At 52.1% G+C, this 22,206-nt stretch carries 27 protein-coding genes; 12 read left to right on the forward strand and 15 right to left on the reverse strand.

The window, feature by feature from the left end:
* The first annotated feature begins 10 nt into the window (after positions 1-10).
* From VSR74_RS19475 to ytfE, 6 genes are all read left to right on the forward strand, one after another.
* Positions 11-1,012, forward strand: coding sequence for an HAD family hydrolase (locus tag VSR74_RS19475; RefSeq protein WP_347796229.1), 1,002 nt, complete (start codon positions 11-13; stop codon positions 1,010-1,012).
* A 1,671-nt stretch (positions 1,013-2,683) separates the two neighbouring features.
* Complete coding sequence (locus VSR74_RS19480; protein ID WP_252066499.1) at positions 2,684-2,974, forward strand: helix-turn-helix domain-containing protein; 291 nt, start codon at positions 2,684-2,686, stop codon at positions 2,972-2,974.
* A 259-nt stretch (positions 2,975-3,233) separates the two neighbouring features.
* Entirely contained in the window at positions 3,234-4,082 is an 849-nt protein-coding gene (locus VSR74_RS19485; protein WP_347796230.1) for an SDR family oxidoreductase, read from the forward strand.
* 81 nt (positions 4,083-4,163) lie between these two features.
* On the forward strand, positions 4,164-4,988 hold the full coding sequence (locus tag VSR74_RS19490; RefSeq protein WP_347796231.1) for an AraC family transcriptional regulator: 825 nt from the start codon (positions 4,164-4,166) through the stop codon (positions 4,986-4,988).
* A 75-nt stretch (positions 4,989-5,063) separates the two neighbouring features.
* A complete protein-coding gene (locus tag VSR74_RS19495; protein WP_347796232.1) occupies positions 5,064-6,041 on the forward strand; it encodes a DMT family transporter in 978 nt (325 codons plus the stop codon).
* 100 nt (positions 6,042-6,141) lie between these two features.
* Positions 6,142-6,804, forward strand: coding sequence for an iron-sulfur cluster repair protein YtfE (gene ytfE / locus VSR74_RS19500; RefSeq protein WP_347796233.1), 663 nt, complete (start codon positions 6,142-6,144; stop codon positions 6,802-6,804).
* A 69-nt stretch (positions 6,805-6,873) separates the two neighbouring features.
* On the opposite strand, the gene VSR74_RS19505 is transcribed toward ytfE, so the two are convergent.
* The 3 genes from VSR74_RS19505 to fklB form a co-directional block, all read right to left on the reverse strand.
* Complete coding sequence (locus tag VSR74_RS19505; protein WP_188016907.1) at positions 6,874-7,026, reverse strand: Hok/Gef family protein; 153 nt, start codon at positions 7,024-7,026, stop codon at positions 6,874-6,876.
* Between the two features lie 269 nt (positions 7,027-7,295).
* The gene (gene cycA / locus VSR74_RS19510; RefSeq protein WP_347796234.1) at positions 7,296-8,702 is read right to left on the reverse strand and encodes a D-serine/D-alanine/glycine transporter; all 1,407 of its coding nucleotides are present in this window, start codon (positions 8,700-8,702) and stop codon (positions 7,296-7,298) included.
* 312 nt (positions 8,703-9,014) lie between these two features.
* Complete coding sequence (fklB, locus tag VSR74_RS19515; protein ID WP_347796235.1) at positions 9,015-9,635, reverse strand: FKBP-type peptidyl-prolyl cis-trans isomerase; 621 nt, start codon at positions 9,633-9,635, stop codon at positions 9,015-9,017.
* 231 nt (positions 9,636-9,866) lie between these two features.
* On the opposite strand from fklB, the gene VSR74_RS19520 reads away from it, so the two are divergent.
* Entirely contained in the window at positions 9,867-10,514 is a 648-nt protein-coding gene (locus VSR74_RS19520; RefSeq protein ID WP_347796236.1) for a LysM-like peptidoglycan-binding domain-containing protein, read from the forward strand.
* A 35-nt stretch (positions 10,515-10,549) separates the two neighbouring features.
* Here the strand turns inward: VSR74_RS19520 and VSR74_RS19525 are convergent, their stop codons facing one another.
* The 5 genes from VSR74_RS19525 to rpsF all read right to left on the reverse strand — a co-directional run bounded on the left by VSR74_RS19525 (position 10,550) and on the right by rpsF (position 13,066).
* Complete coding sequence (locus VSR74_RS19525; RefSeq protein ID WP_347796237.1) at positions 10,550-11,482, reverse strand: DMT family transporter; 933 nt, start codon at positions 11,480-11,482, stop codon at positions 10,550-10,552.
* A gap of 144 nt (positions 11,483-11,626) precedes the next feature.
* On the reverse strand, positions 11,627-12,076 hold the full coding sequence (gene rplI / locus VSR74_RS19530) for a 50S ribosomal protein L9 (protein WP_347796238.1): 450 nt from the start codon (positions 12,074-12,076) through the stop codon (positions 11,627-11,629).
* Positions 12,077-12,117: 41 nt separating this feature from the next.
* On the reverse strand, positions 12,118-12,345 hold the full coding sequence (gene rpsR / locus VSR74_RS19535; protein ID WP_000135199.1) for a 30S ribosomal protein S18: 228 nt from the start codon (positions 12,343-12,345) through the stop codon (positions 12,118-12,120).
* A 4-nt stretch (positions 12,346-12,349) separates the two neighbouring features.
* Positions 12,350-12,664: a primosomal replication protein N gene (priB, locus tag VSR74_RS19540; protein WP_347796239.1), complete on the reverse strand. Its 315-nt coding sequence runs from the start codon at positions 12,662-12,664 to the stop codon at positions 12,350-12,352.
* Between the two features lie 6 nt (positions 12,665-12,670).
* Complete coding sequence (rpsF, locus tag VSR74_RS19545) at positions 12,671-13,066, reverse strand: 30S ribosomal protein S6 (RefSeq protein ID WP_347796240.1); 396 nt, start codon at positions 13,064-13,066, stop codon at positions 12,671-12,673.
* Between the two features lie 341 nt (positions 13,067-13,407).
* Between rpsF and yjfY the strand changes: the two genes are divergently transcribed.
* Complete coding sequence (gene yjfY, locus VSR74_RS19550) at positions 13,408-13,683, forward strand: DUF1471 family protein YjfY (protein WP_347796241.1); 276 nt, start codon at positions 13,408-13,410, stop codon at positions 13,681-13,683.
* Between the two features lie 68 nt (positions 13,684-13,751).
* Here the strand turns inward: yjfY and VSR74_RS19555 are convergent, their stop codons facing one another.
* From VSR74_RS19555 to ulaA, 6 genes are read right to left on the reverse strand one after another with little or no spacing between them, the layout of a single operon-like run.
* Positions 13,752-14,438: an L-ribulose-5-phosphate 4-epimerase gene (locus tag VSR74_RS19555; RefSeq protein ID WP_347796242.1), complete on the reverse strand. Its 687-nt coding sequence runs from the start codon at positions 14,436-14,438 to the stop codon at positions 13,752-13,754.
* The gene (gene ulaE, locus VSR74_RS19560; protein WP_347796243.1) at positions 14,438-15,292 is read right to left on the reverse strand and encodes an L-ribulose-5-phosphate 3-epimerase UlaE; all 855 of its coding nucleotides are present in this window, start codon (positions 15,290-15,292) and stop codon (positions 14,438-14,440) included. Before ulaE ends, VSR74_RS19555 begins: the two co-directional genes overlap by 1 nt.
* 9 nt (positions 15,293-15,301) lie before the next feature.
* Positions 15,302-15,952 carry a 3-keto-L-gulonate-6-phosphate decarboxylase UlaD gene (gene ulaD, locus VSR74_RS19565; RefSeq protein WP_347796244.1) on the reverse strand — a complete coding sequence of 217 codons (651 nt, stop codon included), beginning with the start codon at positions 15,950-15,952 and terminating at the stop codon, positions 15,302-15,304.
* Positions 15,953-15,965: 13 nt separating this feature from the next.
* On the reverse strand, positions 15,966-16,430 hold the full coding sequence (gene ulaC / locus VSR74_RS19570; RefSeq protein ID WP_347796245.1) for a PTS ascorbate transporter subunit IIA: 465 nt from the start codon (positions 16,428-16,430) through the stop codon (positions 15,966-15,968).
* Between the two features lie 9 nt (positions 16,431-16,439).
* On the reverse strand, positions 16,440-16,745 hold the full coding sequence (gene ulaB, locus VSR74_RS19575) for a PTS ascorbate transporter subunit IIB (protein ID WP_000218358.1): 306 nt from the start codon (positions 16,743-16,745) through the stop codon (positions 16,440-16,442).
* Positions 16,746-16,757: 12 nt separating this feature from the next.
* Positions 16,758-18,158 carry a PTS ascorbate transporter subunit IIC gene (gene ulaA, locus VSR74_RS19580; RefSeq protein ID WP_347796246.1) on the reverse strand — a complete coding sequence of 467 codons (1,401 nt, stop codon included), beginning with the start codon at positions 18,156-18,158 and terminating at the stop codon, positions 16,758-16,760.
* A 361-nt stretch (positions 18,159-18,519) separates the two neighbouring features.
* Here ulaA and ulaG point away from each other — a divergent pair, with 361 nt between their 5' ends.
* The gene (ulaG, locus tag VSR74_RS19585; RefSeq protein WP_347796247.1) at positions 18,520-19,584 is read left to right on the forward strand and encodes an L-ascorbate 6-phosphate lactonase; all 1,065 of its coding nucleotides are present in this window, start codon (positions 18,520-18,522) and stop codon (positions 19,582-19,584) included.
* Between the two features lie 145 nt (positions 19,585-19,729).
* Positions 19,730-20,485, forward strand: a complete 756-nt coding sequence (ulaR, locus tag VSR74_RS19590; RefSeq protein ID WP_347796248.1) for an HTH-type transcriptional regulator UlaR — start codon at positions 19,730-19,732, stop codon at positions 20,483-20,485.
* Here the strand turns inward: ulaR and yjfP are convergent.
* Positions 20,482-21,210, reverse strand: a complete 729-nt coding sequence (yjfP, locus tag VSR74_RS19595; protein ID WP_347796249.1) for an esterase — start codon at positions 21,208-21,210, stop codon at positions 20,482-20,484. The genes ulaR and yjfP overlap by 4 nt on opposite strands.
* 194 nt (positions 21,211-21,404) lie before the next feature.
* On the opposite strand from yjfP, the gene bsmA reads away from it, so the two are divergent.
* Both bsmA and yjfN read left to right on the forward strand, forming a co-directional pair.
* Positions 21,405-21,716, forward strand: coding sequence for a biofilm peroxide resistance protein BsmA (gene bsmA / locus VSR74_RS19600; protein ID WP_347796250.1), 312 nt, complete (start codon positions 21,405-21,407; stop codon positions 21,714-21,716).
* A 160-nt stretch (positions 21,717-21,876) separates the two neighbouring features.
* Positions 21,877-22,152 carry a DUF1471 family protease activator YjfN gene (gene yjfN, locus VSR74_RS19605; RefSeq protein WP_347796251.1) on the forward strand — a complete coding sequence of 92 codons (276 nt, stop codon included), beginning with the start codon at positions 21,877-21,879 and terminating at the stop codon, positions 22,150-22,152.
* The last annotated feature ends 54 nt before the right edge of the window (positions 22,153-22,206 follow it).

Genomic DNA, 22,206 nt, shown 5'->3' on the forward strand with positions numbered 1-22,206 from the left:
GGAGTCATTTATGAAACGTGTGTTGCTTAGTCTTGTGTTAACCAGCCTGTGCGGTTCTGCAATAGCCGAGCCCCTTTCGGCCTGGAATGATACCGCAGCCAAAAAGGCCATTGTCAAGTGGGTGGAAAATGCAACTGATGCCGATCGTTCAACCTTTATTCCGCCTGAAGAAAGGTATGTTGTTTTCGATAATGACGGAACCTTATGGCCAGAAGCCCCGCTCACGTTCCAGATCCAGTTTGCCCTTGATGAGGTAAACCGCCTGGCACCGCAGCATCCTGAATGGGCGAACGATCCCCTTGTACAGTCGGTTCTTAACAACGATATCAAAGCCGTCGCCGCCGCAGGCGAACCCGGACTGATCAAGCTGCTGGCGTTAACGCACAGCAATATTACGACCACCGAATTTAATCAGCGCGTGGCAAACTGGATTTCTTCGAAAAAGGATCCGCGCTTCGGCTGCGGTTACGATCGCCTGGGTTATCAGCCGATGCGCCAGCTGCTGGACTATTTGCGCGAGAATGGCTTCAAAACCTGGATTATCTCCGGCGGTGGCATTGACTTTATGCGGGTGCTTTCGCAGAAGATGTATGGTATTCCGCCTGAACAGGTCGTCGGCTCTTTTGCGCTCGGGGAATTTGCGCTCACCGGGGACGGTACAGAGATCAAGAAAACTATGCAGGGCGCGTTTAACGATGATGCGACCAATAAACCGGTCGCCATTCATCTGTTTATGGGGCATCGGCCCGTAGCGGCCTTTGGCAATAGTGATGGCGATCTTGCCATGATGCAATATACGGCGGCGAATCCGAGGGCGAAAACATTCGGTCTTATCGTCCATCATACTGATGCGCAACGTGAATATGCCTATGACAGCCATCCTCCGGCCAGTGGAAAACTGGTTGAGGGATTACAGGTCGCAAAAGAAAAAGGGTGGACGGTGGTGGATATGCAAAAGGACTGGAAAACGGTATTTGATCCTGCGCAGTGTCCTGCTATGGAAACAAAGTAATATTGGCACTGATTGTGGTCATAGAAATATGGCCGCAACGGGAAAAATTAATCCTACTGCGCCAGGCTTACTCATAAAAGTACGGAAGCTCACCATAGTCGACTATAACGTTCCTGAATTTTACAATTATAGCATCAATGATATCTTTACTTATCATGACATGAGTGGCCATATCTTTGTTGAAAGCAATAGAGTAATAGTTATCGGCTTGGTGTTTTTCGAACTCATCCGAAATGACTTGTTGAATAATTTGCCGGTTCCGGCCCTGCTCATTTCTTAATTTTACTGACGCTTTCGAACAACCTTAACTTCTGACGGATCGGCTCAGGCATCATGTACTGCACGCGCTGAGTGCCAGTCTGGATCATTACAAAGAAACGTCGGGTAAACCCTACAATATCAATTATTCTTTTGGCGAACTGATCAATAACGCAGACCAGTATGCGACGCTGACGGAGATGATCGGTAAATATGTTGGAGTCATGTACTTGAAAAAAAAGAAAAAACCTGTCACAAAAAGCAGAATCGTGATACCTCCTTTCCGCCTGACCCGTCCCCGGATCCGTGTTTCAGCCGTACAGCAAAGAACACTTTTTTTGATTTGATGACGTATACAATCATTTTTAGCTGCGTCCTGCTCAATAATCTCCTAATCACAACAACTCTACTTTCTGGTGACTCATCAGCAATGATCCTTCTTGTCCTCTGCCAGGATCCGAAAAAAGGTAGTTCCGGATCTTCTTTCCGGCCTCCGGCGCGCAGCGGCCCATTATCCCAATATGTAGCGGTGTTATCATCTGCCTGTAACGCTATATGTTGTGTTCACTCCCTGCCCCATGTCCACTCACTTTCCACCCTAAAAGGGCGCTATGCTTATTCCGTGTGCGTGGTACACTTCCGGAAAGTTTTAATACGCCAGAAAATCGGATCTCACCGGAACGGCCATCCGGTAATTTACTAGTATGGTTATGTGCTTGTTTATTATTGAGTTAGCGACATTCATTGATGTAAAAATAAATTTGAGCATATTCAGGTTCGAGACTAAGGCATGTTGTCCACAACCAACTGTGTCATGCACCAAAATGTTGTTGCTAGCCTAGTAAATCAGTCTCAGATCCTGAATCCTCCTCGATAAATTTTGAATGTCGCCGCTACGTCTCCGTATATACCCACACGATGTATGAATACCCGCATAAATTACAGCCAGGTCGTTGTAACACATGAGAATATTGGCAATCTTAAAAGTTCCATTGCGCCTGCTGGTCCGTAGCAAAGAGTGTAGACGTTTACACATTCAGCCCATAAGCCTCTTCATTTGCTATGTTACTCTGGACGACATAAAATACTCTTGCTCAAGGATAATAATCTAGGCCAACGTTATGATATCTATGCAATAATGCCTGAAACAGAAAATTATTCTATGGCATCATATTCAGTATTCACTTGAAAGAAAACTTGGTAATTGTTTCTAGGGCTTCCGTTGAGAGTGTTTACAGACGGCGAGTTAGGCCATCTTCTTTATCCGAAGGTAAGTTTTGTGATTACAAACCTATGATCAGACCTTATGCGCATTTAACAACTTATAGGCTGTATTATTGTTTTAACACCCTATACGTTGTTAAATGTGTTTACAGATGCAATTATCAGGCGCAAGCACAGCGGCTATCTTATATGAATACAACTTACCCGATAAAACACCTTAACCAGTTACGTCCCATGTTGGTTGGTTTTCGCAAAGAAAATGGCCTCACACAGAAAGAGGTTTCTCAACGATTAGGAGTAACTCAGCAGGCCTATGCCAGACTTGAATCCAATCCTGTCAGCGCCAGTTTTGAGCGTTTATTTAGAGTTTTTAGCGTCTTAGGTGTTGAACTTAACTTATCTTCAATACAACACTCAGCCCCTATAGCTGAAGTGAAAAACGAATTTGACAGCTCTCCGGCCAGACGAGAAAAATGGTGACGATACATACTATCAGATAATGATTGAGCACGATCGCTATGCTCACTACAAGTTGGCGAAGGTATATATCATCCTTTGCATTCACCAGTAACTGGATGAATTCCATCTAGAAATGTGCTTATTAAGTAACTGGGATTGTGGGAAAATCGTAATGCTAAGCAGTTCAAAAATAAGGACTATCTCCGCTTAGCTATACAACTTTAATGTCATTTTTTGATTTTAAATATACAACATTATTGTCACTTCACAAGACTTTCCCATGATCGCTATTACCGGTGCGACCGGCCAACTGGGCCAGCATGTTATCGAATCCTTACTGAAAACCGTTCCAGCCAGCCAGCTTGTAGCTATCGTTCGCAACCCGACGAAAGCGCAGGCGCTGAGTGCACAAGGCATTAATGTACGGCAGGGTGACTACAGCGATGAAGCAGCATTGACCGCAGCGCTTCAGGGCGTAGAAAAACTGCTGCTGATCTCCTCCAGCGAAGTGGGCCAGCGCGCGCCTCAGCACCGCAACGTAATCAATGCCGCGAAAGCCGCGGGCGTGAAATTTATTGCTTACACCAGCCTGCTGCATGCGGATACCTCTCCGCTTGGTCTGGCCGCCGAACATGTCGAGACCGAAAAAATGCTGGCTGATTCCGGCATCGCTTATGCCCTGCTGCGTAATGGCTGGTACAGCGAAAACTACCTTGCCAGCGCCCCGGCGGCACTGGAGCATGGCGTGTTCATCGGCGCGGCGGGCGATGGCAAAATCGCCTCAGCGACCCGTGCTGATTATGCAGCCGCTGCGGCGCGCGTCATTAGCGAAGAGGGCCACGCAGGCAAGGTTTATGAACTGGCGGGCGATAACGCCTGGACACTGACGCAACTGGTAGCAGAGCTGACTCGTCAGAGTGGCAAACCCGTCACCTATCAGAACCTGAGCGAAGCCGATTTCGCCGCCGCGCTAAAAGGTGTTGGCCTGCCTGCCGGGCTGGCGGATATGCTGGCAGACTCAGACGTTGGCGCAGCGAAAGGCGGCCTGTTTGATGACAGCAAAACGCTCAGCACACTCATCGGCCGCCCGAGCACGACGCTTGCCGAAAGCGTCAAAGGCATCCTGTAACTGTTACTAATTGGTTAATTTTTGTAGCGCCCCTCCGGGTCATCTCCGATAATAAAAAGATGACACCGGAGGAGCCAAGCCGTGCAGGGCGTACCTGACTACTTCACAGATGAAAAAGATAGCGCCAATTTCCGACACCTGGCGCAGGTGCCGGGCGTGGAGCTATACCACGCGCATATCTCCCGCTACGCTTTCGAACCGCATACTCACGAAGCCTTTGGTATTGGCACCATCGAACTGGGCGCAGAGCGTTTTCGCTATCGCGGCAGTCAATATGTGGCGTCGGTAAACTCGGTTGTCACCATGAATCCCGACGAACTGCACACTGGCGAGGCAGAAACCGCCGACGGCTGGCGTTACCGGATGATTTACCTCGACCCAACGCAGCTTGAAGAGGTAACGGGTGTACGTCACTGGTGGTTTAGCGATGTGCTGCGTCATGATCCGCAGCGCTCCTGGCTTCTTGGTCAGCAGATTTATCAACTGTGGAATACCCACGATCCGCTGGAGCAGCAGGGTCTATTACTCAACCTGATCGACACCTTCCGCCCCTTCGCGCACCATGCGCCGCAGGCAGCAGAAGCCAGCCATCGTTTTGACCAGGTTCGCGACTATCTGCACGATAACTACATGCACCCGGTGATGCTCGACGAGCTGGCGAAGGTGGTCTCCCTGAGTCCCTATCACTTTCAGCGCCAGTTTAAAGCCCATTTTCACGTTACACCGCACCAGATGCTGATGGCTATCCGCCTGTGGCGCGCGAAAGCATTCCTCACACACGGGATGCCAGCTGCAGAAGTGGCGGTCGCGACCGGCCTCACCGATCAATCACACCTCACCCGTGCGTTTACCCGACGTTACGGGATCACCCCGGTGCGCTATCAAAAGCAGGTAAACCGGCGCTGATGCGCAATCCTGTACAATATTCCCTTCCCCACCTCGCCTACACTGCGGCAAATGGTGGTCAATGTGGATGTGAAGATGATTAGTGGTGTGCTTTATGCCCTGCTGGCGGGGCTGATGTGGGGCTTAATTTTTGTCGGGCCGTTGATCGTGCCGGAATATCCTGCGGTGCTTCAATCGACCGGGCGCTATCTGGCGCTGGGGCTGATCGCCCTGCCGCTGGCATGGTTGGGCCGCGCGAGGCTTAAACACCTGACCGGGCGGGACTGGTTAACCGCGCTGGCGTTGACCATGATGGGCAACCTGATTTATTACGTCTGCCTGGCAAGCGCCATACAACGCACCGGCGCGCCTGTGTCGACAATGATTATCGGCACCCTGCCCGTCGTCATTCCTGTTTTCGCAAACCTGCTCTACAGCCAGCGCGACGGCAAACTCGCCTGGTCGAAACTGGCACCGGCGCTCCTCTGCATCGGTATTGGTCTGGCCTGCGTAAACATCGCCGAGTTAAGCCACGGCTTGCCGGATTTCAACTGGGTGCGTTACGCATCAGGCATCGCGCTGGCGTTGGTTTCGGTCGTCTGCTGGGCGTGGTATGCCCTGCGTAATGCTCGCTGGCTGCGGGAAAATCCGGATAAACATCCGATGATGTGGGCTACCGCCCAGGCGCTGGTGACGCTGCCGGTCTCGCTGCTGGGCTATCTTGCCGCCTGCGGCTGGTTGAGCACACAGCCGGAAGTTTTTCCGCTACCGTTTGGCCCACGCCCGGTCGTGTTCATTACCCTGATGATCGTGATTGCGGTGCTCTGCTCCTGGGTAGGCGCATTGTGCTGGAACATTGCTAGCCAGCGTTTACCGACGGTGATCCTTGGGCCGCTGATCGTTTTCGAGACGCTTGCCGGGCTGCTTTATACCTTTGTTTTGCGTCACAGCGTACCACCGCTGCTTACGCTGAGCGGCATCACTCTGTTGGTATTGGGTGTAGTGATCGCCGTGCGGGCAAAGCCTGTGAAGCCAGCGCTTCAGACGTTGAGCGAAGAAGTAAAAAACACCTGATCGGGCCGCACAGTTGAAGATACACCCCCAAAGGGGTATATCTTCAACTTAAAGATGCATTTAAAATGCATCTTATATTATCGATGACGAGGTAACGACTATGGCCTTCCGCGACCAACCTTTAGGCGAGCTGGCGCTCTCCATCCCACGCGCATCCGCGCTGTTTCGTAAATACGATATGGACTACTGCTGCGGCGGTAAGCAAACCCTGGCTCGCGCCGCGGCTCGCAAGGAACTGGACGTTGAAATTATTGAGGCTGAACTGGCGCAACTGGCTGAACAGCCGGTTGAGAAAGACTGGCGTACCGCTCCGCTGGCCGAAATCATCGATTACATCATCCCACGCTACCACGATCGTCACCGCGAACAACTACCGGAATTGATTTTACAGGCCAGCAAAGTCGAACGCGTACACGCCGATAAGCCGAACGTACCAAAAGGCCTGGCTAAATACCTCACCATGCTGCACCAGGAGCTTTCCAGCCACATGATGAAAGAGGAGCAGATTCTGTTCCCGATGATCAAACAGGGCATGGGCAGCCAGGCAATGGGGCCAATCAGCGTGATGGAAAGTGAACATGACGAAGCGGGCGAACTGCTGGAAGTCATTAAACACACGACCAACAATGTGACGATTCCGCCCGAAGCCTGCACCACCTGGAAGGCGATGTATAACGGCATTAACGAAATGATCGACGACCTGATGGAACACATCAGTCTCGAAAACAACGTGCTGTTCCCGCGCGCGCTGGCGGGCGAATAAAAAGGGTGCCTTAGGTTCCTTTCCCAGGAATCGGATCCGAATATGCGGGGATTGCTCCCCGCATAACGGCTATTTCTTCGTTTCGCAAGCGAGAACAGCCTTAAACTCAATACCGCGCTCCTTGACGCTCAATTCGCAGAGCGAATCTCCCATCATCAACGCCAATCCCAGCACCGTAAAACAGAGTACTATGATTGCCACAAGGGCGTATTTTGTCAGCATTGCGTTGCCTCCATGCGAAGAAGAGGCTACTATCCGATTGTTTGGTTCGGGTAGTCAGCCTCAGGTTGATAATTAACATCTTCCTGGGGCCTCCTCTCTCCGACCTCCGCAGTAGCCTGAAGTCAGAAAGCCTCAGGCACCCGCCAGCAATCATACCCTTCGCCGCGCAAAACACTGTTTGTTTATACAGTAAAGTTTAATTTTCGGAATACGTTTAGACGGGCATAAAAAAGGTGCCGTTAAGCACCTTTTTGACATTTCTCATCCGCTTATCTGGCGATGGCTTTCTTTCTCAGGAACATCCAGCCCAGCCCCAGAATCACGAACCACAGCGGGGTGACGATCAGCGCCTGACGGGTATCGGTTTCCAGCGTCAGCAGAACGATAACGAACGCGAAGAACGCCATGCACACCCAGCACATCACTTTACCCAGCGGCATCTTATAGATTGATTTCTCATGCAGATGCGGACGCTGTTTACGGTACACCAGGTAAGAGCACAGGATAATCGTCCACACGAACATAAACAGAATCGCGGAGACAGTGGTGATCATGGTAAACGCCGCGATCACGCTTGGGTTCACATACAGCAGTACTACACCGCCCAGCAGGCAGATACAGGAGAAGGTCAGCCCTTTTGCCGGTACTGCGCGTTTGGAGAGTTTAGCGAAGGCTTTCGGCGCCACGCCATCTTGTGCGAGACCAAACAGCATGCGGCTGGTTGAGAACACACCGCTGTTTGCGGAAGACGCCGCAGACGTCAGCACCACAAAGTTGATGATACTCGCCGCCGCTGGCAGCCCCACCAGCACAAACAGTTCAACGAACGGACTTTTCTCCGGAACCACAGAGCTCCACGGCGTGACCGACATAATAATGATCAGCGCGAAGACGTAGAACATGATGATACGAATCGGAATCGAGTTGATGGCGCGCGGCAGCGATTTCTCCGGATCTTTGGTTTCCGCAGCGGTAGTGCCCACCAGCTCAATACCGACGAAGGCGAAGACCGCTATCTGGAAGCCTGCGAAGAAGCCGCTAATGCCTTTCGGGAACCAGCCGCCGTCATTCCACAGATGCGCAAACGAAGCTTCGGTACCGTTTGGCGCCTGGAAGTGCATCAGCACCATCACCAGGCCGACGACAATCAACCCCACGATGGCGACGATTTTAATCATCGCAAACCAGAACTCCATCTCACCAAACATCTTCACGGTGGCAAGGTTGAGGCTCAGCAGGAGTACGACAACAGCAAGCGACGCCACCCAGTCCGACAGTCCCGGGAACCAGAACTGCGCATAGGCGGTTATCGCCACCACGTCAGCCATACCGGTGACAACCCAGCAGAACCAGTAAGTCCAGCCGGTGAAGTAGCCCGCCCACGGGCCGAGCAGGTCGGCGGCGAAGTCGCTGAAAGATTTATATTCGAGGTTGGATAACAGCAACTCCCCCATCGCACGCATCACGAAGAAGAGCATGAAGCCGATTATCATATAAACAAAAATAATCGACGGCCCGGCAAGGCTAATCGTTTTCCCGGAACCCATAAACAACCCGGTACCAATCGCGCCGCCAATCGCGATAAGCTGAATATGCCGGTTGGTGAGGTTTCGCCGCAGCGATTGTTCAGCCGGTGCCTGTTCTTCGTCGGCAGCGACTTTTATCTGATCTACCATGTGATTTTCTTCCTGTTGGTTCTGTCTGTGTTGTGCAGGCTCTTGTGGCCTTTATTTCATCTAGTGAGACGATCCCGATTATAGGATGACTCGATATTAGGTAAGAATCGGCGGGATGAATACTATGATTTGAATATAATGTTAAGTATATGTTGAAAGTGAGTGTTATATCACTCCAGGTATGGGAAACACGTCACAAAAATACACGCAATAGACGTATTTGCAAGATAAAACTCCAGCGAATGTCTAACTTAAGGATTAATCACTGATTTTGGTTATCCCCTCACCATAAGGAGAGGGGATGATACGGGCTTACAGGATTTCCAGCAGCTCGACTTCAAAGACCAGGGTGCTGAATGGCGGGATGGATGCACCCGCGCCGCGCTCACCGTAGGCCAGGTTGTGAGGAATGGTCAGTTCCCATTTGGAGCCGACTGGCATCAGGGTCAGTGCTTCGATCCAGCCTGCGATAACGCCGTTTACCGGAAACTCAGCCGGTTCGCCGCGCGCGACGGAGCTATCAAATACCGTGCCGTCGATCAGTTTACCGGTGTAGTGCACACGAACATGGTCGGTACGCGCCGGGATAGCGCCTTCGCCCTGAGTCAGTACGCGGAATTGCAGACCGGATTCGGTGCTGTTCACGCCTTCTTTCTCACGGTTTTCTTCCAGGTATTTCACACCGTCAGCCGCCATCGCCGCAAAACGTTCTTTACGCACGGCATCAGCACGTTCGTGGATTTCACGCAGGGCGCGATGCACAGCTTCAACCGGCACAGCAGGCTGTTTGCCTTCCAGCGCATCAGAGATGCCTGCAACCAGCGCTTCCGGCAGCAGGCCTTCTAAACCGGATTCACTCAGTTGCTGTCCTACCTGCAGGCCGATGCCATAGCTTGCCTGTGCTTCGATGGTGTCAAAAGTCGGGGTGGCCATTGTCTTTCCTTTCTTCGGGTATAAAGTAGCGGGCAGCATAACAGCCATGCCCGATACGGTAAACTTTGTGTCAGGAAAGATGACAAATCACGGGGAAAAAGAAACAATAGGCCGGAAGAATGATCTTACCTATGGATATGTCGCGAAAGCGCGCTTTGCCACATCGTTCAGGCAGTTAGCCAGCTATACTCGTGACGAGGATTATAAAAAACGCGGAGCAGGAGGAAAACCATGCCCGGGCGATTTGAGTTAAAACCTACGCTGGTGAAGATTTGGCATGCGCCGGATAATCTTCGCATCATGGATCCGCTACCGACCCCGCACCGTCGCGGCATTATTATTGCCGCCCTGGCAGTGATTATCGGTTTTCTGTTGCCATCCGCTGACGATAACACGCCTGATCCCGTCAGCCGCAATGCGCAGCTCGACGTTCAGTCTCAGTCACGTCCACAGCCGGACAACCCGCCTGTCCAGCCGCAACTGGTTACACCGAATAACGATCCCGGTCAGGTGGCGCCTATTGAACCCGAACCGATCCCTGAAGAGCAGCCGCAGGAAGAGCCACAGGCGCAAAGCCAACCGCAGACGCAGCCGTTCCAGGAAAATCAGGGGATTGACCAGCAGTGGCGCTCTTACCGCGTTGAGCCGGGGAAAACGCTGGCACAGTTATTCCGCGACCATAACCTCCCGGCGACCGATGTTTACGCCATGGCGCAGGTTGAAGGCGCAGGCAAGCCGCTGAGCAATCTGCAAAACGGCCAAATGGTGCAAATTCGTCAGAACGCCAGCGGCGTCGTGACCGGGCTGACTATCGATACCGGGAATGGACAAGTGCTGTTTACCCGCCAGCCGAACGGGAGCTTTATCCGGGTGCGTTAACGCATTAGCCCGATGATAACATCATCGGGCTGACCTTACTTTTTGCTGACCTTATTCACCCACCAGATCCCCGAACACACCAGCACCAGCGCCACCGCGTACTTCAGCTCGAAAATATTCTCGCCGAGGAAAATCGCCGACAGCACCGTCCCCGCTACCGGAATAACAAAATTAAACGGCGCAATCATGCTGACGCGGTTGTATTTAAGGATCACGCTCCACAGGGCGAAAGCGACGGATGAGAGGAACACCAGATACGCGAGAACCGCCAGTGCCGTGGTGCTCTCTATCGCCAGATGTCCCCCCGTCAGATAGCCCCCCACGACCAGCGCAAAACCACCAATAGCCAGTTGCCAGCCGGTCATGACTGTCGGGTCTACCGTTTGCGATATCCGCTTACCATACAGCGTTGATGCGGAGAGGATAAAAGCCGCCAGCACCACAAAGCCATCTCCCTGCCAGACAAAGCTAAAATCGGCCAGCGAGTGGTTGAAGTTCACCAGCATCACGCCGATAAAGCCCAGCACGCAGCCGATGGTTTTGTTATAGCTCAGCCGGTCGTTCTGGTAGATAAAGTGCGCCAGCAGGACGCTGAAGAAGGTGCCTGTCGCATTCATAATCGAGCCCTTTACGCCCGTGGTGAATGCAAGGCCGATATAAAAGAACGCATACTGGATAGACGTCTGAGTGAGCCCCAGCAGCGTGAGTTGGCCAAACTGACGGCTATTCAATCGCGCAATGGGTTTACGCTGCGTCAGCGCAAAGAGCAGCAGCACCAGCCCGGCAAGCAGAAAACGGTAGCCGGCGAAAACTATTTTCGACGGAATATCGTCGGTGGCGATATGAAAAAGCTCATAGCCATTCTTAATGGCGGGATAGGAACTTCCCCATAATAAACAGCAGAGTGTCGCGCAGGCATAAGCCACATGTTTACGGGCAAAGACGGGAGCCGGGCAGGCAGTTTCCATTCCATACACCAGAGTTAAAATGACGTTTCATTTATTATCATGGATCGTATGAGAAATAGCTACCATACCAGCATTAAAGCGAGTGCGATAAAAAGCAAAACGCCGGCACAGGGCCGGCGTCTTGTCGTGGTGATGAGTAATTAATTACTCAGCAACAACGTTTACAACCAGTTTAGCGAAGACTTCGCTGTGAACCTGGAAGTCAACTTCGTGCTCACCAGTGGTACGCAGAACGCCGTTCGGCAGACGAACTTCGCTCTTAGCCACTTTAACGCCTGCTGCAGAAACTGCATCAGCGATATCGCGGGTACCGATGGAACCGAACAGTTTACCTTCGTCGCCAGCTTTAGACGCGATGGTCACGTTGCCCAGTGCATTGATTGCTTCAGCACGTGCATTCGCAGCGGCCAGAACGTCAGCCAGTTTGGCTTCCAGTTCAGCACGGCGTGCTTCGAAAAATTCAACGTTTTTCTTGGTAGCAGGAACAGCTTTACCCTGTGGTACCAGGAAGTTACGAGCATAGCCCGCTTTAACGTTAACCTGATCACCCAGGCTACCCAGGTTTGCTACTTTATCAAGCAGAATAACTTGCATTACCTTATCCTCTCAAAGTCGTATTAATGGACCGTGACCGATTACTGATGACGATCAGTGTACGGCAGCAGGGACAGGTAACGAGCGCGTTTGATAGCGCGAGCCAACTGACGCTGGTATTTTGCACGGGTACCGGTGATACGGCTTGGGACAATCTTACCGCTTTCGGTGATGTAGTTTTTCAGCGTAGCGATATCTTTATAGTCGATCTCTTGAACGCCTTCCGCGGTGAAACGGCAGAACTTGCGACGACGGAAATAACGTGCCATATGGCTAGTCTCCAGAATCTATCAATTCAATCTGCTCGGCATGCAGAACCATTTTTGTCAGGCCATTCTTTGCTTTGTGGCAAGAGATAAAGCCCTGAACGGTTATGCGACTGCCGACCGTTATACTGTGAGTAATGGCCTGGTTTTGGTGTCCGCTAATAATAACGGGCATTTGGCACCACGCCTGCCGGTGAAAACCGGCTTCCTCCTGCACAGAACGATGCTCAAGCACGAACTGGCAATGAGGTATTCCTGATGGACTGACCTTTCGAAGGGGAGCCCTGCACACGGTGCCGGACAGCGCCAGACGGTTGGTCATCAGAAATTACTCTTCAGAATCCCCAGCTTCAGCATCATCTGCGGTTTCGTTTGCGAAATCATCGCGACGTTCACGACGCTCGTCTTTCGCTTTAACCATCGGAGATGCTTCGGTAACAGCGTGTTTAGTACGCATAACCATGCTGCGGATAACGGCATCGTTGAAGCGGAAAGTTGTTTCCAGCTCATCGATAACTTCCTGCGGTGCTTCAACGTTCAGCAGAACGTAGTGAGCTTTGTGCAGTTTGTTGATCGGATAAGCCAACTGACGGCGGCCCCAGTCTTCCAGACGGTGGATCGTACCTTCTGCACCAGTGATAGCAGCAGAGTAACGCTCGATCATGCCCGGAACCTGTTCGCTCTGGTCAGGATGGACCATAAAAACGATTTCGTAATGACGCATCGAATTGCTCCTTACGGATTATTCAGCCTCCTGTCTGGGTCAGCCGCGGCCCATGGAGGCAAGGAACGTGTTAAAGGGCGGCTGAAAAATTGACGCGTCATAATACTGGTATGCCCCGTGAAACTCAAGGTGATTGCACAAATAATTCGCACAAAGCGCAAACTCAGATTAACCCGTTGATTTAAAATTAGACGACACAAGAGTCGCGGTTTTTTTGAACAATCGCATCAAAAATGGTCACGATTAAACCTAATAGAAAAGATTACACTTTAATCAGAGAACAACTGTGTTGAGAGGAGGGGTCGTTACCCTAAGCATCAGACTGAAGTGGAGCGTACAGGATGAAAAAAATCACCATTGCCATTCTCGCGGCGCTGTTGCTCAGTGCAAACGTCTCCGCCGCCATAAAAATAGATGCCCGCCAGGCCCGCAATATGGACGATGTGCAGAGCTTAGGGGTCATTTATATTAACCATAATCTCGCCACCCTGAGTGAGGCTGAACTGGCACTCAATGAAGAAAGCGATGCACAGGGCGCGACCTATTTCCGCCCCATCATTATGCATGAGCCAGGCAGCAACGGCGCGATTCATGCCAGCGCCGATATTTACCGTTAAAGCATGCAGAAAGGCCCCGGATCCTGACCGATAGCATCCCTGAGGTGAATCAGATCCGGGGTGCCTTGTTACTTCTGACCGTAGTAGGCGTCAGGCCCATGCTTACGCATGAAGTGTTTGTTCATCAGATAGCTGTCGATAGGTTGGAGTTGCGGATTGATGCCGCGCGCAATCCACGCCATTCGCGCAACTTCTTCCATCACCACGGCGTTATGCACTGCATCATGTGCATCTTTTCCCCACGCGAACGGCCCATGTTGATAGACCACAACACCCGGCGTATGCAGCGGCTCAACGTCACCCAGCGTTTCGATGATCACTTTACCGGTATTCAGCTCATACTCCCCCTGCACCTCTTCTTCGCTTAACGCCCTGGTACAGGGAATATCGCCGAAGAAGTAGTCCGCATGGGTCGTACCCAATGCCGGGATCGCCATGCCTGCCTGCGCCCACGCCGTGGCATGGGTGGAGTGGGTATGCACGATGCCGCCGAGTGACGGGTAGCGACGGTAGAGTTCGAGATGGGTTGCGGTGTCTGATGAAGGACGATACTGCCCGTCCACCACCTTGCCGCTCATATCCACCACCACCATATCGCCCGCTTTCATGGTTTCGTAGGCGACGCCGCTCGGCTTGATCACCACCAGCCCACGTTCGCGGTCAATAGCGCTGACGTTGCCCCAGGTAAAAGTCACCAGCCCGTAGCGCGGCAGATCCATATTGGCTTCAAACACCTGCTGCTTTAGCTTTTGCATTATGCTGCCTCCACCAGGCCTGCTTTAGCCATACGCGCTTTCACCCAGTCACGCGCTTTCGCTACTTCCCTCGCCGGGTCATCCGACGTTTCGCTCCACATCTCAATCAGATAGGGCCCGCAATAGCCACTCTGTTTGAGAGTTTCGAAGCAGCGCTCGAAATCGACCACGCCTTCGCCAAAGGGTACATTTTTAAAGACGCCCGGTTTGGTGTCTTTGACGTGAACCGCGACGATATGCCCCATTCCTGCCTGGAGTTCCATTTGCACGTCGTTATCCCATGCTGACAGATTGCCGATGTCAGGATAGAGCTGGAACCACGGGTTATTCAGGTAGTGTGCGTAACCCAGCGCCTTGCTGATGGAGTTCATCAACGGGTAATCCATGATCTCCATCGCCAGCGTCACCTGCGCGCGGCTGGCCATTTCAACGCTCTCTTTCAGCCCTTCACGAAAACGACGACGCGTCTCGTTGTTGGCTTCCTGATAGTAGACGTCATAGCCCGCCAACTGAATAACGCGAATGCCAACGTCCTGAGCGAACTGGATAGCTTTGCGCATAATCTCCAGCCCCTGCGCGCGCACCGCGTCATCTTCGCTACCCAGTGGGAAACGTCGATGGGCGGAAAGACACATGGACGGCACACGAACGCCGGTTTCAACTACCGCATTGACCAGCGCCAGACGCTGCTCGCGGCTCCAGTTGAGGCGCGACAAGCGATCGTCGGTTTCATCAACTGACATCTCGACAAAGTCGAAGCCTAACGTTTTCGCCAGTTGCAGACGTTCCAGCCAGCACTCCCCGGCGGGGAGCGCTTTTTCATAGATGCCAAGCGGGATCTGTTTGGACAACATATCCGCTCCTTAGCCCCACAGTTGGGCAATGGAACGCTTGAACTGACGCGCAGCCTCGACCGGAGACGCGGCATCGCGGATGCTGCGGCCAGCGATAAAGACATGAATTGGAATGCCTTTGAACAGCGGCAGATCTTCCAACGCCAGGCCACCGGTGACGGTCACTTTAAAGCCCATATCGGAAAGACGTTTGATGGCGGTGATGTCCGCTTCGCCCCATGCTACGCCCGCGGCCTGCGCGTCACGGCTGCGGTGATAAACCACCTGCTGAATACCTGCGTCACGCCACTGCTGCGCCTGTTCCCATGTCCAGTAGCCTGTCAGTTCAATCTGCACGTCGCCGTTAAACTCTTTTGCCACATCCAGCGCGCCTTTGGCGGTGTTGATATCCGCACAGCAGATAACCGTCACCCAGTCGGCGTTAGCTTCAAAGCACATGCGAGAAAGAATTTTGCCCGCATCAGCAATTTTAGCGTCCGCCAGCACAATTTTGTTCGGATAGAGCGCTTTCAGATCGCGCACCGCGCGGACGCCTTCGCCCACGCACAGGATAGTGCCCACTTCAATGATGTCGACCTCTTCGGCGATCAGGCGAGTCGTTTCGTAAGCGCTGTCCATGGTTTGGTTGTCCAGCGCGACCTGCAACATTGGTAATGACATCTGCAATTCCTTCTTAAGCTGCCGCGTTGGTGCGGTCAATTAAATCCAGTACTTCCTGCTCGGTACGGCAGGCACGTAAACGGTCAAAGTTGGCTTCATCTTCAAACAGGTTAACGATCTGCATGATGCCCACTTCCTGATGGGTATTGGCATCGACCGCCGCCAGGGTGATGAGGATATCGACCGGGTCGTTATCCTCGTGATTGAACACCAGCGGCTTTTTCAGCGTCACCAGGGCAAAACCGGTTTTCTTCACGCCCTCTTCCGGACGGCCATGCGGCATCGCCAACCCCGGTGCAATCACAAAGTAGGGGCCATGTTGCTCGACGCCGTCGAGAATCGCCTGGTAGTAGCGCGGCTCAACGACATCCGCCGCCACCAGCAGGTCGACGCCGATCTTTACCGCTTCCTGCCAGGTGCTGGCTTCCGCCTGTAAAAGGATGGAGTGGTTTTGCGCCAGCGAATCACGTAGTTTCATTTCGCGTCCTTATTTAACGTCCTGCGGGAAGTGCTCTTTAATGACCTCCAGCAGCTTGGGGCCAAAATCCGCAGGCGACAGCATGTTACGCACGCCAACCACATATTTATTGCCTGTTACGCTGATTTCGCCCGCGATATGCGTGGAAGCGATGATGATATCCGCGCCACTCAGTTCACTTTTATATTCACCCACTGCGCAGCTATTTACCGTGTGATCGATGTTTGACTGGGTTAAGAACTGATCCACTTTCATCTTCATGATCATGGAACTGCCCTGCCCGTTACCACATACAGCCAGAATACGAACGGTCATAATCAAAACTCCTTATTGAGCAGAAGCTTCTGCCAGTTGTTTTTCCGCATCTTCTTCAGCGCGCAGCGCGCGTCCGGCAAAGAACATGTAAACCAGTGCAATAACGATGATGACGGCCATAAAGGCGATGCCGATGGAGAAGAAGCCTTGCATCATCGGCGGGGCCAGAATTGACCAGTCCGCCATGCCCATCCAGGCGCTCATACCGGTGAGTTTTACCGCCCAGACGCAGCCGAAGATTTCAATCATCCCCATCACCAGACAAATCTTGATAGCCGCCCGCCAGCCGCCGAAGTGGTTAGCGAACACGCCAATGGTGGCGTTGGAGAAGAACATCGGGATAAAGCCCGGGATAATCAGAATGGAGGAGCCACAGGCGACCAGGATGCCAACCGCAATCAACTGACCGATGGTGCCCCACATAAAGCCCCAGACCACGGCGTTCGGCGCGAAGCTATAGATAGCCGCACAGTCAATCGCCAGAACAGCACCCGGGATCAGGCGTTGGGAAATGCCGTTAAACGCTTCAGAGAGTTCCGCCACAAACATGCGCACACCCTGAGTGATGATGAAAATCGCCACCGCAAAGGAGAAACCGGTTTGCAGGATGTAGACCGTCCAGTGCACTTTTCCCGCCATGGCCTGCACGGTATCAATGCCGAAGGAGAGCAAAATGGCGCCAAAGAAGATGGTCATAACAATCGCCGTGGAGACGATGTTGTCGTGGAAAATATTCAGCCAGCCAGGGAGCTTGAGGTCTTCAACACTCTCCTCTTTTTTACCGAGGAACGGCGCAACTTTATAGGCAAGCCAGGATGCAAACTGCTGCTGGTGACCGATGGAGAAACCGCAGCCGTCGGTGACTTCCTGGGTTGGCTTATACATCATGTTGGAGGTGATGCCCCAGTAGAGCGAAACCAAAATTGCGGTGCAGATAATGGTCGTCCACATGGAGTAGCCAAAGATGAACAGCGTGACGGCAATCAGCCCCGCCTGCTGGAACATAATGTGGCCGGTAAGCATGATCGTGCGAATACCGGTGATACGGCGCAGCAGTACGTAACAAATGTTCAGCGCCAGCGCCAACAGCACCGCATACCCCACCCAGCTATAGGCATCGCCCATCCGCTCGATGGTCGCCATCATTGAAGCGTAAGTATCTGAAATTGCACCATTGATGCCGTAGACTTCCGACATTTTCGCCACAACAGGTTTAAAGGTGCTGGTCAGGATGCCGGAACCGGCCTGCAGCAGCATAAAACCGATAATGGTTTTGATAGTGCCTTTGATAATGACGCTGACGCTTTTGCGCAGCAGGATATAACCCAGGCAGGTCACAATACCCAGCAACAGCGGAGCATTGGTCATGACCTGATTAAAAAAGACGGTAAAGATGTTGTAGAGGATATCCATAACGCTCTCCGAAAATGAAGGCGCTGCGGTCAGCGCGCATCAGTCTGTTAGTCCGCTCACTCTAATAATCAAAAGTAATCACAACAAGATTCAAACTGATTAAATGTGACTTGCGCCGCAATAATAATCACACAGAATTAAAGCGTTTATTCACTTACGCCAAAACAGAAAAATAGCTCAATTAAATCAATAAAATATAAAAAATACACTTTGATTCATCACGTTACAAAAGACTTATCTGGTCAAATACACATACAAAAGAAGACAAAAAAGGCCATTGCAATCCTGAAAATTTAGCGTCACTATCAATCATAACAAATCAAAGTGTGACGTATTTTGAATAATTAGTGAGGAAGAGATCATGAGTAAAGTGGAAACCATCACCCGTGAGTCCTGGATCCTGAGTACCTTCCCGGAGTGGGGAAGCTGGCTGAATGAAGAGATAGAACAGGAGCAGGTCGCTCCGGGAACCTTCGCGATGTGGTGGCTGGGTTGTACGGGGATCTGGCTGAAATCGCAGGGGGCGACGAATATCTGCGTCGACTTCTGGTGTGGTACAGGCAAACAAAGCCACGGCAATCCGCTTATGAAGCAGGGGCATCAGATGCAGCGCATGGCCGGTGTGAAAAAACTGCAGCCAAACCTGCGCACCACGCCGTTTGTGCTCGATCCATTCGCCATTCGGCAGATCGACGCCGTGCTGGCCACTCACGATCATAACGATCATATTGATGTGAACGTTGCCGCAGCCGTGATGCAAAATTGCGCCAGCGACGTGCCGTTTATCGGGCCGAAAACCTGCGTCGATCTGTGGATTGGCTGGGGGGTTCCAAAAGATCGCTGCATCGTAGTCAAGCCTGGCGATGTGGTCAAAGTGAAGGATATTGAAATCCATGCGCTGGACGCCTTTGACCGCACGGCGCTGATCACCCTTCCCGCCGATCAAAAAGCCGCAGGCGTACTACCGGATGGCATGGATGAACGCGCCGTTAACTACCTGTTCAAAACCCCTGGCGGCACGCTCTACCACAGCGGAGATTCCCACTACTCCAACTACTACGCGAAGCACGGCAACGAGCACAAAATTGACGTGGCGCTGGGCTCTTATGGCGAAAACCCGCGTGGTATAACCGATAAAATGACCAGCGCCGACATCCTGCGCATGGCCGAGGCGCTGAATACCCAGGTGGTTATCCCGTTCCACCACGATATCTGGTCGAACTTCCAGGCCGATCCGCAGGAGATTCGCGTGCTCTGGGAGATGAAAAAAGACCGCCTGAAGTATGGTTTCAAGCCGTTTATCTGGCAGGTTGGCGGCAAATTCACCTGGCCTCTGGATAAAGACAATTTCGAATATCACTACCCACGCGGTTTCGACGATTGCTTTACCATTGAGCCAGACCTACCGTTCAAATCATTCCTGTAATCCACCTTGTTGCCGGATGACCTTTGCTCATCCGGCCTGCATGCTCTTAATTACCGGATAGATCCTATCCGGTATATTCCTGACATAGTATTTTCGTGATATTTCAAATATCATCTTCGATCATCATTTTTTATCGGATTAGCTCATGACCGAAGCGCAAAGACATCAAATATTGCTGGAACTCCTGGCACAAACCGGCTTTGTTACCGTGGGGCAGGTGATCACCCGGCTGGGGATCTCTCCGGCGACAGCCCGACGGGATATCAACAAGCTTGATGAGAGCGGGAAGCTGAAAAAAGTGCGCAACGGTGCTGAAGCTATCAATCAACCGCGCCCGCGCTGGTCGCCGATGAATATTCATCAGGCGCTGAATCACGACGAGAAAGTGCGTATCGCCAGGGCGGCATCGCAACTGGTTATGCCTGGTGAAAGCGTGGTAATTAACTGTGGATCGACCGCTTTTCTGCTGGGCCAGGAGATCTGCGGCAAACCGGTGCAAATCATTACCAACTATTTGCCCCTGGCGAACTATCTGATAGACCAGGAGCATGAAAGCGTGATCATCATGGGTGGGCAGTACAACAAAAGTCACGCCATTACACTCAGCCCGCAGGGCAGCGAAAATAGTCTCTACGCTGGCCACTGGATGTTCACCAGCGGGAGAGGGCTCACCGCGGAAGGGTTGTATAAAACCGACATGCTCACCGCGATGGCCGAACAAAAAATGCTTAATGTCGTCGGTAAGCTCGCCGTACTGGTTGATAGCAGCAAAGTGGGTGAACGCGCAGGCATGCTGTTCAGCCGTGCCGATGAAATAGCAATGGTGATCACCGGAAAACAGGCAGACCCGGAGATCCTCAGCAAACTTGAGGAGCAGGGTGTGCAGGTGCTACGCGTTTAGAGATGCTGTTTAAAGAAAGCCACGGTACTCGCCAGCGCTTCCGGCGTAATGCGATGGCGCACACCAGCCTGCCAGATGCAGGTTAAGTTGGCATCCAGCCCTTCACGCTTCAGCGCCTGCTGAAGACGGAATGTCTCTCCCGGCGGCACGACATCATCGGCATCGCCGTGCCAAAGCAGCAGCGGCCTGTCCGCGACGCGCGCAAGTTGTTGACTCACATCCCACCCGGCAAGCGGCGTCGCCAGAGGGCCGCGTTGTTCTGCGGCAGGGGGAAACAGCGTTGTGGAAAGCGAACTGAAATAACCGGAACCCATCAGGCTGGCAACGCATTTAAGTTCAGGATGGCGCGTCATGATCCCCAATGCCGTCATACCGCCCATCGACGCCCCCGCCACGGCCAATCGCCCGTCATTTATCAGCCGCTCCTGGTAGAGCGCGTCCTGCAGGGCCGGGAACTCGTTGAAATTTTGCAGCAGGATCTGCCAGAAATGCTGTAATCGTTCCTGTTCATCACCATGAAAACGCGAGCCATGTTCTGCCGCACTGGGCATCACTACCCGGAATCCGGCCTGCGCCAGGGCGACCGCAAAATAGCTATACACCAGATTTGACGATGTAAAACCATGATAAAACACAATGCAAGGCAGCGGTTTTTCTACACAGCCTTTCGGGAAAGCATGTAAAACTTCATTGCCCGCGAGCATACGCATTTCAAGTTCAATCATGGAGCGACTCCTTACGGCATACTGAGAAGTAAGACAAAAGTGGATACCACTTTATCTGATTTTTAACATTGAGAACCAGGTTGTACTTTCGTGAAATTTTCATTCGAAAATAGCGTTTGAGATAACAAATCGGGAACATTCCCCTAATGGGATTTTCCTTATACCACTACACTACAAATATCAGGAAACGGGATATGGTTATGCGTCGCTTTACTCCTCTGTTACTGGCGTTATTGTTGAGTGGTTGCAGCATACTGGAAGGGACGCCTACGGCACCTCCGGCGGCAACGGATACTCCACAAGAAATTCGTCGTAACCAGACGGAAGGCTTACAGCGGATGGGCACCATTAGCGTCATGATATATGGCTCGCCAATGGATGTCGAAGCTGCCCTGAAAGCTAAAGCGATTGCGGCCAAAGCGGATTACTACGTGATTATCATGATCGATGACAGCACGGTGGTTCCGGGGCAGTGGTATTCGCAGGCCATCCTTTACCGTAAATAGTAGACAACATTGTTGAATCTTATTTACGCAGGTTTGTACCTTATTCACGTTTCCCTGATGCAATATGGCGTCATCAACGACTCATTCGAAGGAGCGAATGAAAGTATGCCCTGACGTCTGCTATGGACTGCCCAATTGGGTTTTGTATATGGAGCTGACGATGAAACGATCTCTTACTTTATCTACCCTGCTATTTTCTGGTGGTGCGAACTCAGCAGTAGCGCAATCGGCTGAATTTGCCAGCGCGGATTGTGTTACCGGCCTTAATGAAATCGGACTCATTTCCGTGAACAATATCTCTGGTAGTCAGCAAGACGTAGAGGATGCCATCGCGCATAAAGCCGATGAGCAAGGCGCTTCCTGGTATCGCATTGTTCAGATGTACGAAGAACAGCAGCCGGACAACTGGCGAGCACAGGCGATTATCTATGCCTGAAACTAAAAAAAGCGTGGAAGGGTAGATTCCTGTAACCTCTCTTCCACGCCCTCC

It is taken from the genome of Pseudocitrobacter cyperus (assembly GCF_039889165.1).
In the GTDB taxonomy this organism is placed as follows: Bacteria; Pseudomonadota; Gammaproteobacteria; order Enterobacterales; family Enterobacteriaceae; genus Pseudocitrobacter; species Pseudocitrobacter cyperus.